The organism is Clostridia bacterium (assembly GCA_017405765.1).
GTDB lineage: Bacteria > Bacillota > Clostridia > Oscillospirales > RGIG577 > RGIG577.
In genome coordinates this window covers 1-14869 of sequence record JAFQZS010000050.1, presented here as the reverse complement: position 1 = coordinate 14869, position 14869 = coordinate 1, and the positions used below count along the sequence as shown (strand labels likewise).

The window sequence follows — 14869 nt, the reverse complement described above, 5'->3', positions numbered from 1 at the left end:
AGATAAATATAAAAAAGGAGAATAAACCATGAAAGTATATAATAAAATAACTGACCTTATAGGCAATACTCCGCTTTTAAAGCTTGAAGGCTTTTCAAAAAAGCGCGGACTTCTGACTGATGTTTACGCAAAGCTCGAATACTTTAATCCGGCAGGCAGCGTTAAGGACAGAATTGCAAAAGCAATGATAGACGACGCCGAAGAGAAGGGCGTTTTAAAGCCGGGCGCGGTAATAATAGAACCTACGAGCGGAAATACAGGCATAGGCCTTGCGTCGGTAGCGGCTTCGAGAGGATACAAAATAATACTTACAATGCCTGAAACAATGAGCGTTGAGAGAAGAAATCTTTTGAAAGCATACGGCGCGCAGCTTGTTTTAACCGACGGCTCTAAAGGTATGAAGGGCGCTATTGAAAAGGCAAAGGAGCTTTCGGAGAGTATAGAAAACAGCTTTATCCCCAGTCAGTTTACAAATCCGGCAAACCCGGCGATACATAAGGCGACTACGGGTCCCGAGATCTGGAGAGATACAGACGGAAAGGTAGATATATTTGTAGCCGGCGTCGGCACTGGCGGTACGCTTACGGGCGTGGGCGAATACTTAAAGAGCCAAAATCCCAATGTTAAGATCGTGGCCGTCGAGCCCTCTACATCGCCTGTGCTTTCAAAGGGTACTGCGGGACCGCATAAGATACAGGGCATAGGAGCCGGCTTTGTTCCCGATACGCTCAACACCGATATCTATGACGAGATAATCCCCGTTGACCACGAAGACGCCTTTTCGGTGGGACGCGAGCTTGCAAAGGAGGAAGGGCTGCTTGTAGGCATTTCGTCGGGCGCGTCTCTATGGGCTGCCTCGGAGCTTGCAAAGCGTCCCGAAAACAAGGGGAAAGTGATAGTCGCGCTGCTTCCGGATACAGGCGAGAGATACCTTTCCACTGCAATGTTCAGTGAGTGATATATAAAAACAAAAGTCTCGGGTCATACGGATGATCCGAGACTTTTATTATTTTTCACAGCAGTTGTATTCGCGGTTAAGCAGATCGCATATCGTTATGCTTTCAAGATAATTATTGATCATGGAGTCGAGACGCTCCCACATCGGAAGCGTAATGCATTTTTCGGCATGGTCGCATACGCTTGCTTTGTCTCCCACGCAGGACACGGGCGAAAGGCTCAGCTCCGTAAGTTTAAGTATACTTCCTACAGTGTACATATTGGGTTCTTTTGTGAGAGTATAGCCGCCGCCTTTTCCGCGCACCCCTGAAACAAATCCGGCTTTGCTTAAAATAGCCACAATGCTTTCAAGATATTTTTCCGAGATCTCATGGCGGGCAGCAATATCTTTGAGCGGCACAGATCCCTGTCCTTCATGCTCTGCAAGGTCCAGCATTACGCTCAGGGCGTGACGCCCCCTTGTTGATATCATCATGTTAGTATACCTCCCCTATAAACCTAGTATATCACAGGGTTTTTTTAAAATCAATAAATATTTTTTACAAAACGGTGTGTCAGGAAGCGAATGCTTTGGTATAATAGCTAAGGATGTTTATGCATATAAAAAAGGAGATTTGTTGATGTTCACGCGTGAACGCAATATAGAAGTAACAAATTTTGATATATACACGCCAAAGCTGCCTGCGGGGAGCGCGCTTAAGATCGCGCTTATAAGCGACCTTCACAGCTATATGTACAGAAACGAGCAAGACAGCATTTTATCGCTTATTTTTTCACAGTCGCCCGATATTGCCTTGCTTGCCGGAGATATCGTTGACGAAAAAATATCCGAGCGCGGCGCGTATGTTTTTGCACAAAAGCTTGCGCCCCGCATACCGTCGTTCTACGTGACGGGGAACCACGAATACAGACGAGACGATGTGCCTAAGATAAAAGAGGATATGGCGCGGTTCGGAATAAAGGTGCTTACTAACGAATACGTGAGACTGAACGTTTCGGGCTGCGAATTCATTTTGGCCGGTCTTGACGACGAAAGCGGCTATGAAAGCGCCGAGCTTTGGCTTGAGGACGCAAAAAAGGCGCTTGAGCCGCTTAAAGCGGAGCGCCTTGCGAAGATACTTCTCCTCCATAAGCCGCATATGGCAAGATACTTTGCGGGATACGGTTTTGACGCCGCGCTCAGCGGTCATACGCACGGGGGGCAGATACGAACGCCGTTTAAGAAACGCGGCTTATATTCTTCCGGCCAGGGGCTTTTCCCCGAGCTTAGCGAAGGGGAGTACGATGTTGACGGATTAAAGCTCATAATAAGCCGGGGATTGGCAATAGAGCGCCATTTGCTGCGCTTATTCAATCCTCAGCAGCTTGTGATAGTAACGCTTATGGGCAAGTAACGCTATTCGAGCGGCTTTAAAGGAAGCATAAAACCGTCAAGCTCGCGGCTGCATATGTCTCCGCCTATAACGCGTCCGTCTTTGGTAATGAGATCTGCGTATACGGTATATTCGGCTTCATCGAAGTTGTGTATTTGATAAGTGTATCTCATGCAGTGCTCACCGCGGTATGGCTCAAGGTCGAAGCCGACTGCTTTCTGAAGCTCGTTATAGCGCGAATAGACGTCGCCGAAGTCATCCGGTATTTGTATCTCTTCTGTTTCTAAAGGGTCGGGATTTACGAGATAGCCCATGCTTTCAAGGTAGAATACGCGCTGTTCATTGTTTGAGATCCCCGTCTTTTCATCAGCTTCTGCCGAAACAGAAGCGCTTTTTTGCAGGCTTTGCGCGAACATAAAAGCGCCGACAATGAGACATGCAGCTATAAAGAATATAACGGCGCGCTTTTTTGTGGCCTTAAAAGTAAAAATAAACATACACTCACTTCCTTTTCTTTAAGATATATATTTTCAAAACTTAAAAATATGATAAAGAGGTAGCGGCATGAGACTTGACAAAATGCTTTCGGAATGTACAAGCGAAAGCCGAAGCGAGATAAAAAAGCTGATAAGACAGGGGAGGGTAAGCGTGAACGCCGTGCCCGTGCGCTCGCCCGATATGAAAATAGACGAAACGCGCGATACTGTAACGCTTGACGGAAGAACTATTGAGTATAAGCCGTATCTTTATATCATGCTAAATAAGCCCGCAGGATACGTAAGCGCGACACAAGACAAGGCCGAGCGCACCGTGATGGAGCTTTTGCCCGAAGAATATAAGGGCCGCTCGCTTTTCGTGGCGGGCAGGCTTGACAAATATACAACGGGCCTTATGATACTGACGAACGACGGTCAGTTCGCACATGAGGCATTGTCGCCAAAGTCCCATGTAAAAAAGACATATCTTGTTACGCTTTCTTGCCCGGTAGGCGAAGATGATGTGAAGGCGTTCAAAGACGGCATATACATCGAAGGCGGATATCTTACAAAGAGCGCAGAGCTTGTTATAACGGGAGAGCGCAGCGCAAGAGTTACAATAAGCGAGGGAAGGTATCATCAGATAAAGCAAATGTTCGGCGCGAGAGGGAACAGCGTAGTCGAGCTTAGGCGCATATCCTTCGGCGGACTTAGGCTTCCCGATGATTTAAAAGAAGGCAGCGCAAGGGAGCTTAGCGATGAAGAACGCGCGAGTGTTTTTGTTAAAATCGATTGATTTTGAAAATGTTTTTTGTGCAATGAGTAAAATTTTCCGATTTGATACATTTTAACGTCCGCACATCGTTTTTTGTGGTAATATATATTCATGCAAAAAAATACGGGGGTAATAAAGATGTCCGGATTATTGCTTAAAGGAGTATCAAAACGTTACGGAAATGGGATAAACGCCGTTTCCAATTTCAATCTCGAACTGACAAAAGGCGAGCTTACAGTTCTTGCGGGTCCGAAGGGCTCGGGAAAAAGCACCATTATCAATATGATCTGCGGATTGGAAACGGCTGATGAAGGAGAAATATTCATAGATCAGCACAACTGCGCGGGGTTACTTCCCAAGGAGAGAGAAGTCGCCGTTATATTTCCCAGTCATACTTTTTATCCGGGGCATACAGTATATGATAATCTCGATTTCAGCTTAAGGCTTGTTAAGTGCTCCAAAGAAGAACGTCATAACAGGATAATGAAAACGGCGGAGGATATGGGCATATCCGATACGCTTAAAAAGCTTCCGGAGAATCTTACTTCGGCGGAAAGCTTTAACCTTATACTTGCGCGCGCCGTGATAAGGGAGCCTAAGATCATACTGATAGACGAGCCGTTTCCCGATATTCCGTCGCCTGAGCAGGAGCTCTTTTGGAACGCCATAGTAGAGGTCAATAAAAAATTCAGGTACACAGTGATAGTTGCGACAAATAATCCCGAGCAGGCGCTTGCCATAAAGGCGCGTACCGTTGTACTCAAAAACGGATATATACAGCAGATAGACAGCGTTGAAAAAATCTACGAAAATCCGACGAACGTCTATGTGGCGCAGTTTATAAACAAATTCAATATGACGACGACGGAAGGCGTGCTGAATGAGAACGAAGAGGGCGGATTGGAGCTTTTTATTGATAAAGCATCTGTAGTGATACCTATTGACGCCCCCGAAAACAAAAAGCTTAAAAGCTATGTTGAACGCGAAGTTACGGTAGGTATCCGCCGCAATCCGCTAAGGCCCGAAAAAAACGCGGAAAAGGGCGTCAAGGGTAGAATAGAAGAGATAACGGAAGAAAACGGAGTAAGAAAAGGGCTTTTTAAGAGCAAATTATTTGAAGCAAATATAACAATAGATGAGACTATAAAAAAAGGCGACAAAGTTGCTCTTCAGGCAGGCAAAGGCTCATTCTTTATATTTGACAGAGACACCGGCAAAACGATATTTTGACTCAAAAAAGAAAGCGCGAACAAAAATTCGTCGCTTTCTTTTTTATAGCAAAAAAACTTTTGACAAGGTATTGTATTTCTTGAGAATTTACTATAAAATATAATGTGAGATTATGTAGAATTATTGTGCATAATAACATAATACAGTTGATTTGCATAAGATTTTAGCCATATGTCAGGTGTTTGCGCCGTCAAAATTTACCGCAGACGGCAGCAGTCTGTTATCCGATGCGGCGGTTTGGGAGGTTAAAATGTCGGGAAGATTGTTTCAGGGCGTTATACATGAGATGAAGGACGCGGTTGACCGCACTATCGGCGTGCTTGATGAAGCAGGTACCGTTATCGCCTGCACTAATCTTGCTATGATGGGCACATCACGTGACGAGGTGTCCGTAAATGTAAATCAGGGATTTGAAAAGCTTGTTCAAAGCGGATATACGTATAAGCCTTTCGGCACGAAAACGCATCTTGATTTTATCGTTTTTGTCGAGGGTGAGGACGAGCTTGCGTTAACGTTTGCAAATATGATCGGCGTTTCTTTGAACAGCGTAAAGCAGTATTATGATGAAAAATATGAAAAGAGCACCTTTGTAAAGAATATTATTTTAGACAACGTGCTTTTTGACGATATTTACGTTAAGAGCAAGGAGCTTCATTTTCAAAATGATACGAGCCGCGTTGTATTTCTTATACGAACCATCGATTCGACCGATTTTTCGGTGTTTGACATCATTTCAAATCTGTTCCCGAACAGGAACCGCGATTTCGTCGTAAATATCAACGAAAACGATATCGTACTTGTAAACGAAGTAAAAAGCACAGCTACTCTAAAGGATTTTGAAAAAACGGCGCGCACTATAGTTAATACGCTGCACGGTGAGCTTTTTGTAAAATCCATTGTCGGCATCGGCACGATGGTGACCGACTTAAAGGATCTTGCGCGCTCCTTCAAGGAGGCTGAAATAGCGCTCGAGGTCGGCAAAATATTCGACGAGGAGAAGCTTATAATAAGCTATGAGAATCTGGGTATAGGCCGCCTTATATATCAGCTTCCCACGACGCTGTGCGAGATGTTTTTGCAGGAAGTATTAAAGAAGGGCTCGCTTGAGTCGCTTGACAACGAGACTTTGTTTACGATACAGAAGTTCTTTGAAAATAACCTGAACGTATCGGAAACGTCGAGAAAGCTGTTCGTGCATCGAAATACGCTTGTGTACAGGATAGAAAAAATAAGAAAGATCACGGGACTTGATTTAAGAGAATTCGACCATGCGATCATTTTCAAAGTGGCGCTTATGGTAAAGAAATACTTAACGTCAAATCCGACAAAGTTTTAATAAATCGAACGATAAGCTAAGTATTTTAAGATGCTTTAAAGAACGCGGGGAGATCTCGCGTTCTTTTTTAATATCGCGTTTTTTATCTTATAACGAATTACGAGGCATAATTATGAATAAAAAGTTTCTTTTTGTGAATGTTATGTGAATTTTGCGGCTTTAAGCGCTTTTTTGCTTGAAAAGTCGGCGCATAATTATTATAATAGCGATAATCGGTGAAAAAACGCTTGTTTGTATACTGCGGTTTTGCAGGGCAAAAGGGGGTCTTAAAATGGTACTGTTCAACAAGGTCACCAAGACGTATGCAAACGGCACAAAGGCTCTTGAAAATGTTAGTTTCAGAATAGATCAGGGCGAATTTGTGTTCATAATCGGCACTTCGGGCGCAGGAAAAACTACAATAACTAAACTTATAACACGCCAGGAAGCGTTTGACTCCGGCGAGGTCGTAGTAAATAAATATAGGCTTAAGACTTTAAGAAACAGCCAGATACCGTATCTTCGCAGAACGGTGGGCGTAGTCTTTCAGGATTTCAGGCTTATCGACAATAAAACGGTATATGAAAACGTGGCTTTTGCCATGCGCATAGTAAACGCGCCGGCTAAGGAGATAAGGGCAAGAGTGCCTCATGTGCTTTCGCTCGTGGGGCTTTCGCATAAGGCGAAGGCTTATCCCACGCAGCTTTCTGGCGGTGAACAGCAGCGTGTGGCCATAGCCAGAGCGATAATAAACTCGCCGTCGATACTTATCGCGGATGAGCCTACAGGTAACGTAGACCCAAATATGTCGCGTGAAATAATGGACCTTTTCCAGGCGATAAACGATCGCGGCACAACTATAATCGTCGTAACGCACGAGCTCAGTCTTGTGAGACGAATGAAAAAACGCGTTATTCAGCTTGACGGAGGACAGATTCTTTACGATAAGGTTGGTGTCGGGCAGGAATGAAAAGAATAAACGCATTTTACTTTATTAAAGAAGGTCTGAAAAACACCTTCACACAGGGCTTTATGGGTATAGCGTCGATAGCGATACTGCTTTCGTGTCTTGTCATAATAGGTATATTTATTTTAACTACTGAAAATATAGACTTAAATCTTAAAAATATAGAGGAACAAGACGAGATAGTTGCATTTGTAGACGAGGTGCTCACTTTGGAAGAGGCGCAGGACTTGAAATATGTCATTGACGCCGTTCCTCATGTAAAGGAGAGCATATTCGTATCGAATTCCGAGGCTTTAAAGACATTTGAGGGACAGCTGGAGGGCGCGGATGATATCATGGCCGAGCTTGAGAGCGACAACCCGTTACGCCATTCTTACAGAATTTTTGTAGACGATATCGAGGACAGCGGCGCTGTTGCCGAATCGGTAAAAATGATCCCCGGCGTTATCAAGGTACGTCATAACGAATTTGTTACGAATAATATAATCAGCCTAAGAAACGTATTTTCGATAGCGGCATTTGCCTTTTTCATTATACTTCTTGCGCTTTCCGTATTCATTATATACAATACGATACGCCTTGCCACTGTTGCGCGGCGCAAGGAGATAAACATAATGAAATTCGTGGGCGCGACGAACTGGTTCATTAGGTGGCCGTTTGTCATCGAGGGTCTTATAATCGGGCTTCTTGCGGCAACTCTTGCATATTTTTGCTCGTGGTACTTATATACATATTTTGTTGACAACGTATTTGAGGGCATAAATATTGTTAAGCTGCTTGATTTCGGTGCGATGAGCGGAACGCTTGCGCTTATATTCTATGGAGTGGGAATACTGATAGGCGTTATAGGCAGCGCATTTGCGATAAGGAAATACCTCAAAGTCTGATAAAAGGAGGTAAACATGAAAAAGAAGAAGTGGATAGCTGTTATTGCAATAGTGATCGTTGTTGCCTTCCTTATTATGGCCGTTCTGCCAATGGCTACGAACTTCTCTGCGTCTGCAGCGAATGACATTTCATCAAAGAAAAATCAGCTTACGTCACTGGCTTCACAAAAATCGAAAATCCAGAATGAGATAAACGCCATAAAAAACGACAAAAGCAATGAAATGGCGTATAAAGATAAGCTTGAGCAGGAGATAGCGCTTACCGAGCAGGAGATCAAGACTTTAAACGCGCTTATTGCCGATTATGAGACTCAGATAAGCGAGAAGCAGACGGAGATAGATGAGCTTCAGATAAAGCTTGACAATCAGATAGCGCAGTTTAAAGGGCGCGTTCGCGTAATGTATGAGGACGGAGAGTCGTCATATCTTGAGGTGCTTTTAGAATCAACTTCATATTTTGCGTTTCTTACGCGCATGGAATTTGTAACAAGCATAATGGAGCGCGACAACCGCCTTATTGATGATATGAAGGCCACGAGCGCGCAGCTTAAGGCCGCAAAGGCCGAACTTGAGACCAGCCTCTCCGAAACTGAGGACGCAAAAGCCCAGATCGTTGAAAAGCAGCAGGAGCTTCAGCAGAGAAGCGCCGAAAGCCAGGCGATAATAGATAAGCTTACGAATGACGAGGCGTATTTGAAGGAGCAGTATTCCATAGCAGAAAAAGAAGCAAATCAGGTGCAGGCCGAAATAGACAGGATCTTAGCCGAACAGAAGAAAACGCAGGCCGCGAAGGAATACGTCGGAGGCGTGTTCGGTTGGCCGCTTCCGGGATACTCAACGATATCGTCTCCTTTCGGAATGCGCTTTCATCCGACGCTTAAAGTTTACAAGCTTCATACGGGCGTAGACCTGCCCGCGCCGAAAGGTACCAAAATAGTGGCGGCAAACGCCGGTACCGTTATCACATCCACGCGGAACGGGGCATACGGAAACTACGTGGTCATTGACCACGGCGGCGGCAGGACGACGCTTTACGCTCATATGAGCTCGAGAAGCGTTTCGACGGGGCAGACGGTAACGAAAGGACAGCAGGTCGGAACGGTGGGCTCTACGGGATACGCTACCGGCAATCATCTCCATTTTGAGATAAGAATAAACGGCTCGCTCGTCAATCCCATGAGTTATTTCAAATAGATCCGTAGAACTAAATCCTAAGTACGCCGCGTATGGATATATGCGGCGTATAACTTTTTAAGAGTCAAATAATATTTGAAAGGCAAATGATATATGAATAACGACAGAAAAAAAGTAAGCATAGGTACTTTGATCTGGGCCATGCTACTCGTATGTATCGTAACGGCAGCGGCGTGCGGATTTTTTTTCAAATCGGGCGCGTCGGCATCGGCGTTCACCTCGCATAATTCGGGCCTTGCATCAAAGGTAAGCGAAATAAACGCCATTGTAGACAATTATTATATAAATCCGGAGGGGGAAACTGTCGTCGATCATGAAAATATGGAGGACGTAGCGCTGTTTATGTATATCCGTGCGCTGGGCGACAGATATTCTTATTATACGAATGCCGAGGGGAGAAAGCGTCAGAACGAAGAAACCGAGGGGCATTTTACCGGTATAGGCGTTACCGCTACGGCGACTGATGACGACCTCATAGAAATAATCGAAGTATACGAGGATTCCCCCGCAAAAGAGGCGGGACTTCTCACGGGCGATATAATAATCGGAGTTGACGGCACGAGCGTTTACGAGGTGGGATATCAAAACGGAGTTGACCTTGTGCTGGGAGAGGCTGATACCGACGTGCAGCTTGACGTTTTAAGGGGAGAGGAAGAGCTTTCCTTTGTTATAACGCGAAAAACGATAGATGTTGACGCCGTAAACTTTAGGATGCTTGAGGGGAATATAGGCTACATACGCATAAGAAGCTTCAACGACGTAACATACGACGGTTTTACCGACGCATTAAACGAGCTTGATAAACTGACAAACGGCGCAGGACTCTCGGGTATAATATTCGATTTAAGGAACAATACAGGCGGCGGGCTTCAGAGCATAGTCAGCGTACTTGACGAGATACTGCCCGAGGGCGATATAGTAAAACTTGTAGATAAAGAAGGACACGAAAAAGTGTATGCCTCCGATTCAAAAGAGATAGACGTTCCGATGTGCGTGCTTGTTAACGAATCGACTGCCAGCGCGTCGGAGCTGTTCGCGGGTTCTCTGAGGGATTATAATAAGGCGCTGATAGTCGGCACGAGGACGTACGGAAAGGGCTGCGCCATTTCAACTTTCCCGTTAAGCGACGGAAGCGTGATATCAATAGTTACGGAGATGTATTATACGGCTTCGGGAGCGAATTTTGAAGGCGTGGGCATAGAGCCCGACGTCGTAGTAGAGCTCTCCGACGAGCAGAGGAGACATATATTCGCGCTTAACGAGAACGAAGACCCGCAGATGCGCGCCGCGCTCGATATACTGGAAGGCGAATAAGATAAAAAGATAAAGGCTTAAAAGCTTTTATCTTTTTTTCACATTTAAAGTAAAAATTATTGTACTGATTTTCATAATATGGTACAATAAATAAAATAACATTTGAAAACCGGTGTCGGATCATGGCATAAACTTTAAAAATTTTCGGAGGTGCGCAAATGTATTCAAAGCTTTTTGAGGAAGGAAAAATAGGAAAACTAAAGATAAAGAACCGTCTCGTAATGACGGCTATGGAGCACGGTCTTGCCAATCTTGACGGTACCCCGTCAGAGGATATGATAGCCTACTACGAGGCGCGCGCAAAGGGCGGCGCGGGACTTATCATAACAGGCATCACCCGTATAAACGACGAGCACGGTCCCGGCGCGCTCTGTCAGCTTTCCGTAACGAAGGACAGACATATCGAGCCGCTCTCGCGTCTTGCTCAGGCCGTTCAGAGACACGGCACGAAGATATTCATCCAGCTGCAGCATCCCGGCCGCGAGGGAATGATAAAGCTCAATTCCGAGCCATTTTGCACCGCCCCTTCCGCTATCGAGTGCAAGCTTTCACGTCAGCCCACGAGAGCGCTTGAGAACAGCGAAGTAAAAGAGCTCGTCGGGCAGTTCATAGACGGCGCCGTAAGAGTTAAGAAGGCCGGCTGCGACGGCGTTGAGATACACGCCGCTCACGGTTATCTTATCAATCAGTTTTTAAGCCCCTATACTAATAAGCGCGACGACGAATACGGCGGCAGCTTTGAGAACCGTATGCGCTTTATCACCGAGATAATAAAGGGAATACGCGAAAAGTGCGGCCCCGATTTCCCGATAAGCGTTCGCCTTACCGTTGACGAGTTTTTAAATCAGACCGGCGTAAAAGAGCCGTACATCGACTTAAAGGAAGGCATAAAGATATCAAAAGAGCTTGAAAAGCTCGGCATAGACGTGCTTGACGTAACCTGCGGTATGTATGAGACGGGCGTTACCTCGATAGAGCCCATATCCTTCCCGCAGGGTTGGAGAGGCAATCTTATAAAGGCCGTTAAAGACAGCGTTTCGCTGCCTGTTATCGCCGTTTCCGTTATCCGCGAACCCGAGGTTGCGAATTCCTATGTTGAAAACGGCATCGTGGACTTCGTAGCATCCGGCAGAAGCTGGCTTGCAGACGAGGACTGGGGCAGAAAGATGCAGGAGGGACGCGAGAAGGAGATACGCAAGTGCATATCGTGCATGCACTGCTTCGGAAGCCTTATGCAGGATATGATGAAGGGCGTACCGTTCGAGTGCGCCGTAAATCCGCGCCTCGGCCGCGAATACAAATACGGATTTGAGAAGCCCGATACTGAGGGTCATAAAGCGATAGTCGTAGGCGGCGGCCCTGCAGGCATGATCGCGGCTCAGACGCTTGCGATGCGCGGCACCGACGTTACGCTTTACGAAAAGGCCGACAAGCTCGGCGGTGCTGTAAATCTTGCTAAAATTCCTCCGCACAAGGAGCGTATGCAGTGGGTGACCGACTACTACGAAAACGAATTCGAGCGTCTCGGCGTTAAGGTGGAGCTGAATAAAGAAATAACGGCGGCCGATATAGAGGCTCAGTCGCCCGACGCAGTAATAATCGCGACAGGCGCGACTCCGGTAGTGCCGGAGAGCATTCCTGGAATTAAAAACGACAACGTATACACAGTTGAGGACGTGCTTTCGGGCAAGACTCAGCTTAAGGATAAGAATATCGTGCTTGTCGGCGCCGGCCTTACAGGCCTTGAAACGGCGGAATTTCTCTGCGCCGGCGGCAATAAGGTGACTGTCGCCGACATGGTAAAGAGAGCGGGTCAGGGCGCAAACCCCACCAATGTGGGCGACGTATCCATGAGACTTAGGAAGTTCGGCGTTAAATTTATGATGCTCCATTCATTAAAGGAGATAAAGGCCGACGGCGTCGTGCTTACCAATCTTGAGAGCAACGAGGACGTTACGGTTCCCGCCGACGCAGTAGTGCTTTCGCTTGGCGAAAAGCCGAACAACGCTCTTTACAACGAGCTTAAGGAAAAGGGAATAGACGTTCATATTGTAGGCAATGCTGTCCGCTCCGGCGTTATAGCTCCCGCAACGAGGACAGGCTACGAAACGGCAAGAAACCTCTTCGTAAAAAAGGATGAGGAGTTCGGCTTTGCCGCATCCGTTCCGATGCTCAAGAAGTTCATAAGCTACTCCATGATGTCGAATCAGGAAGGTCTGTATATGCTCTACATGACGGACCCCGCAGCTATAAAGAAGGCGCTTCCCGCACCCTTAAAGCCTTACAGTATGCCCGTAGTAATGATCTCGGCATGCGACGTACACGATCCTTCGTTCGCGCGCCCCTATCAGGAAGCCGTAATGTATATCCTCTGCTATCATGAGAAGCAGCTCGGATGGTACTGCGCTGCGCTCCTTTTAGGCGGAGCGGGCGCGGAGATGGCGACTCAGATAGGACGCGACGGCGGATATCCGAAGAAGCTCGGTGCGGAATTTGAGTTCCAGAAGGACGGGAACACCGCGAAGGTGATGATAGCAAGACACGGCGTTCAGATTCTCGACGCAAAAGTGGAGATAGGCGAATACAACAACCGCATTGCTCACGGCCTGTTCGGTAATCCCTCGCTTGACGAAAAGCAGTCGCAGGATATGTTCCTCTACATATACAACAGAAAGCAGGCGAGCATGGTAAAGAGCACCACCGAGTTTGATTATAAGAAATGGAAGCCCGGTTTTGCAACGATAAAGCTTCAGTCGAGCGTTGACGATGCGTGGAACGATCTGCCGGTAAGACACGTTATAGGCGGCGCATACTGCGTAAACGACCTCCTTTTAAAGAGCTTTGAGGTTGCCGCGAGCGTTCCCACGAAGGAAGTGCTTGCAAAGCTTATTTACGGACGCTACGATAAGAGCACATTCTTAAAGACCTTCAGAGACGAGATAAACTGATGATTTTATGAAGCGGCCTCAATTTTCGGGGCCGCTTTTCCCTTGTTTGCAAATAACTTAAAAAACAGGGTGATGATATGAAAAGACTGACGGCAATATTTCTCTGTGTTATGCTTATTCTTACGATGGCGCCTGCGGCTTTTGCACAGGATGACGCCTCTCTTACCATACTCGACGAGCCTTCAGGTCTTAAATGGGCGTAAACGAGTACGGCGAGCCGTTTCCGGGGCTTATATCGCATATGCCGGCAAGTCTGTCACAAGGCCTATACAAGGTAACTGTTTATCGGGAAACGGATAAAGAAGATGTAAGAATAGCTTATATGACTTTTTACGGCAGCGGATATAATTATTATTATTCTTCTTTCGTGAGCAATTTTGAAGAAAGCGGAAATTATTACTTCACCGTACAGACTGTGGGCGACGGTACGGAGTATGCAAGCAGCAATACGGTAAAGTCAGACACATGGCAGTTTATAGCCCCGACGGAGCGTATCCCCGAGGCTTACGGACTTTTTTGGAGCCTTGAAAAAGGGCGGTTCATGATGAACTGGGATTACGATGAAGCCGAGCTTGTATTCGGTACAAAGACCAGGATATTCTTTTCTCCCGATTTGAATGAAGAGCCCGTAGATATCGGAGGGACCGATTCCATGTCCGTAAGGAAAAGGACTTTTAAGAATACTGATTCATCATTACCGCCATCATACATTGCCAAATGGGGAACGGGGTATTACTTCTTTAAGGTTAAACTGATAAGCGGCGACCTTACAACGGCGCTTTGCAGCGAGTGGTCTGAAATGAGTGAGCCTATATATATTTCCGACAGTTCAGTCGCTTTGAATGATATTACAAAGCACATAGATGAAGACAGCACGTCTGAAGAGATCGAGGACGCAATAGAGCAGGTGAGAAATCTTGATACGGACAAGCTGGCCGTAAATATGACCGCGGATATCCATAATACTCAGGCCGCCGCACTGATCGACAAGCTCGAACGGCTTGCGAAAAGAACGCCGGAAGTGGAAGTGACCGACGACATGAGCGGCGTCATTGACGAAAACGACGTTTCGGTCATCGGCGCAGGGCTTAACGCCGAAGCGGGACAGTCGGTCGTGCTTAAAATCGACAGAGCCGAAAACGATCATGTACTGCCGACTATGTATAAGAATACGGTGAGCTTTTCAATGGATATCGTGGACGCAGAAACGAATGAAAGCATAATAACGGAGAACGAAGAGCTTTCGGTGCCCGTTAAGGTGTCGCTTCCGATACCGGACGGCATAAACCTTAATTTTCTTAATATTCTCCACCACCATGCAGACGGCTCGTATGAGGTGATACATCCCTATATAGACAGAGAAAAAAGAACGGCAACCTTTGTGCTGCGACATTTTTCCGACTTCTCTTTTGCGGAGTGCGAGGACGCGGAGG

13 protein-coding genes are annotated in these 14869 nt (G+C 46.4%); 11 read left to right on the top strand and 2 right to left on the bottom strand.

The window, feature by feature from the left end; all coding sequences use genetic code 11:
• Window positions 1-28 precede the first annotated feature (28 nt).
• Complete coding sequence (gene cysK / locus IJG50_09070) at window positions 29-958, top strand: cysteine synthase A (protein MBQ3379991.1); 930 nt, start codon at window positions 29-31, stop codon at window positions 956-958.
• 48 nt (window positions 959-1006) lie between these two features.
• Here cysK and IJG50_09065 read toward each other — a convergent pair whose 3' ends face one another.
• The gene (locus tag IJG50_09065) at window positions 1007-1432 is read right to left on the bottom strand and encodes an Rrf2 family transcriptional regulator (GenBank protein MBQ3379990.1); all 426 of its coding nucleotides are present in this window, start codon (window positions 1430-1432) and stop codon (window positions 1007-1009) included.
• Window positions 1433-1577: 145 nt separating this feature from the next.
• Here IJG50_09065 and IJG50_09060 point away from each other — a divergent pair, with 145 nt between their 5' ends.
• A complete protein-coding gene (locus tag IJG50_09060) occupies window positions 1578-2351 on the top strand; it encodes a metallophosphoesterase (GenBank protein ID MBQ3379989.1) in 774 nt (257 codons plus the stop codon).
• A gap of 2 nt (window positions 2352-2353) precedes the next feature.
• Here the strand turns inward: IJG50_09060 and IJG50_09055 are convergent, their stop codons facing one another.
• A complete protein-coding gene (locus IJG50_09055; protein ID MBQ3379988.1) occupies window positions 2354-2827 on the bottom strand; it encodes a DUF4830 domain-containing protein in 474 nt (157 codons plus the stop codon).
• A 67-nt stretch (window positions 2828-2894) separates the two neighbouring features.
• On the opposite strand from IJG50_09055, the gene IJG50_09050 reads away from it, so the two are divergent.
• The 9 genes from IJG50_09050 to IJG50_09010 all read left to right on the top strand — a co-directional run.
• Window positions 2895-3602: an rRNA pseudouridine synthase gene (locus IJG50_09050; protein ID MBQ3379987.1), complete on the top strand. Its 708-nt coding sequence runs from the start codon at window positions 2895-2897 to the stop codon at window positions 3600-3602.
• Window positions 3603-3719: 117 nt separating this feature from the next.
• Complete coding sequence (locus IJG50_09045) at window positions 3720-4811, top strand: ABC transporter ATP-binding protein (GenBank protein ID MBQ3379986.1); 1092 nt, start codon at window positions 3720-3722, stop codon at window positions 4809-4811.
• Between the two features lie 250 nt (window positions 4812-5061).
• A complete protein-coding gene (locus tag IJG50_09040) occupies window positions 5062-6147 on the top strand; it encodes a helix-turn-helix domain-containing protein (GenBank protein ID MBQ3379985.1) in 1086 nt (361 codons plus the stop codon).
• A 271-nt stretch (window positions 6148-6418) separates the two neighbouring features.
• Window positions 6419-7096, top strand: coding sequence for a cell division ATP-binding protein FtsE (gene ftsE / locus IJG50_09035; GenBank protein MBQ3379984.1), 678 nt, complete (start codon window positions 6419-6421; stop codon window positions 7094-7096).
• Window positions 7093-7980, top strand: a complete 888-nt coding sequence (ftsX, locus tag IJG50_09030; GenBank protein MBQ3379983.1) for a permease-like cell division protein FtsX — start codon at window positions 7093-7095, stop codon at window positions 7978-7980. Before ftsE ends, ftsX begins: the two co-directional genes overlap by 4 nt.
• Before the next feature lie 15 nt (window positions 7981-7995).
• Window positions 7996-9174 carry a peptidoglycan DD-metalloendopeptidase family protein gene (locus tag IJG50_09025; protein MBQ3379982.1) on the top strand — a complete coding sequence of 393 codons (1179 nt, stop codon included), beginning with the start codon at window positions 7996-7998 and terminating at the stop codon, window positions 9172-9174.
• Window positions 9175-9267: 93 nt separating this feature from the next.
• Window positions 9268-10488, top strand: a complete 1221-nt coding sequence (locus IJG50_09020; protein MBQ3379981.1) for a S41 family peptidase — start codon at window positions 9268-9270, stop codon at window positions 10486-10488.
• 158 nt (window positions 10489-10646) lie between these two features.
• Window positions 10647-13436: an acetoacetate decarboxylase family protein gene (locus IJG50_09015; GenBank protein MBQ3379980.1), complete on the top strand. Its 2790-nt coding sequence runs from the start codon at window positions 10647-10649 to the stop codon at window positions 13434-13436.
• Window positions 13437-13629: 193 nt separating this feature from the next.
• Window positions 13630-14869: hypothetical protein (locus IJG50_09010; protein MBQ3379979.1), on the top strand; the 1240-nt coding region annotated here is incomplete at its 3' end.

Excerpts from the sequence above, each read along its gene's own strand:
- IJG50_09020 (MBQ3379981.1), top strand. The coding sequence starts at position 9,268 with ATGAATAACGACAGAAAAAAAGTAAGCATAGGTACTTTGATCTGGGCC.
- IJG50_09040 (MBQ3379985.1), top strand. The coding sequence starts at position 5,062 with ATGTCGGGAAGATTGTTTCAGGGCGTTATACATGAGATGAAGGACGCG.
- IJG50_09050 (MBQ3379987.1), top strand. The coding sequence starts at position 2,895 with ATGAGACTTGACAAAATGCTTTCGGAATGTACAAGCGAAAGCCGAAGC.
- IJG50_09045 (MBQ3379986.1), top strand. The coding sequence starts at position 3,720 with ATGTCCGGATTATTGCTTAAAGGAGTATCAAAACGTTACGGAAATGGG.
- cysK (MBQ3379991.1), top strand. The coding sequence starts at position 29 with ATGAAAGTATATAATAAAATAACTGACCTTATAGGCAATACTCCGCTT.
- IJG50_09015 (MBQ3379980.1), top strand. The coding sequence starts at position 10,647 with ATGTATTCAAAGCTTTTTGAGGAAGGAAAAATAGGAAAACTAAAGATA.
- IJG50_09060 (MBQ3379989.1), top strand. The coding sequence starts at position 1,578 with ATGTTCACGCGTGAACGCAATATAGAAGTAACAAATTTTGATATATAC.
- ftsE (MBQ3379984.1), top strand. The coding sequence starts at position 6,419 with ATGGTACTGTTCAACAAGGTCACCAAGACGTATGCAAACGGCACAAAG.
- ftsX (MBQ3379983.1), top strand. The coding sequence starts at position 7,093 with ATGAAAAGAATAAACGCATTTTACTTTATTAAAGAAGGTCTGAAAAAC.
- IJG50_09055 (MBQ3379988.1), bottom strand. The coding sequence starts at position 2,827 with ATGTTTATTTTTACTTTTAAGGCCACAAAAAAGCGCGCCGTTATATTC.
- IJG50_09065 (MBQ3379990.1), bottom strand. The coding sequence starts at position 1,432 with ATGATGATATCAACAAGGGGGCGTCACGCCCTGAGCGTAATGCTGGAC.
- IJG50_09025 (MBQ3379982.1), top strand. The coding sequence starts at position 7,996 with ATGAAAAAGAAGAAGTGGATAGCTGTTATTGCAATAGTGATCGTTGTT.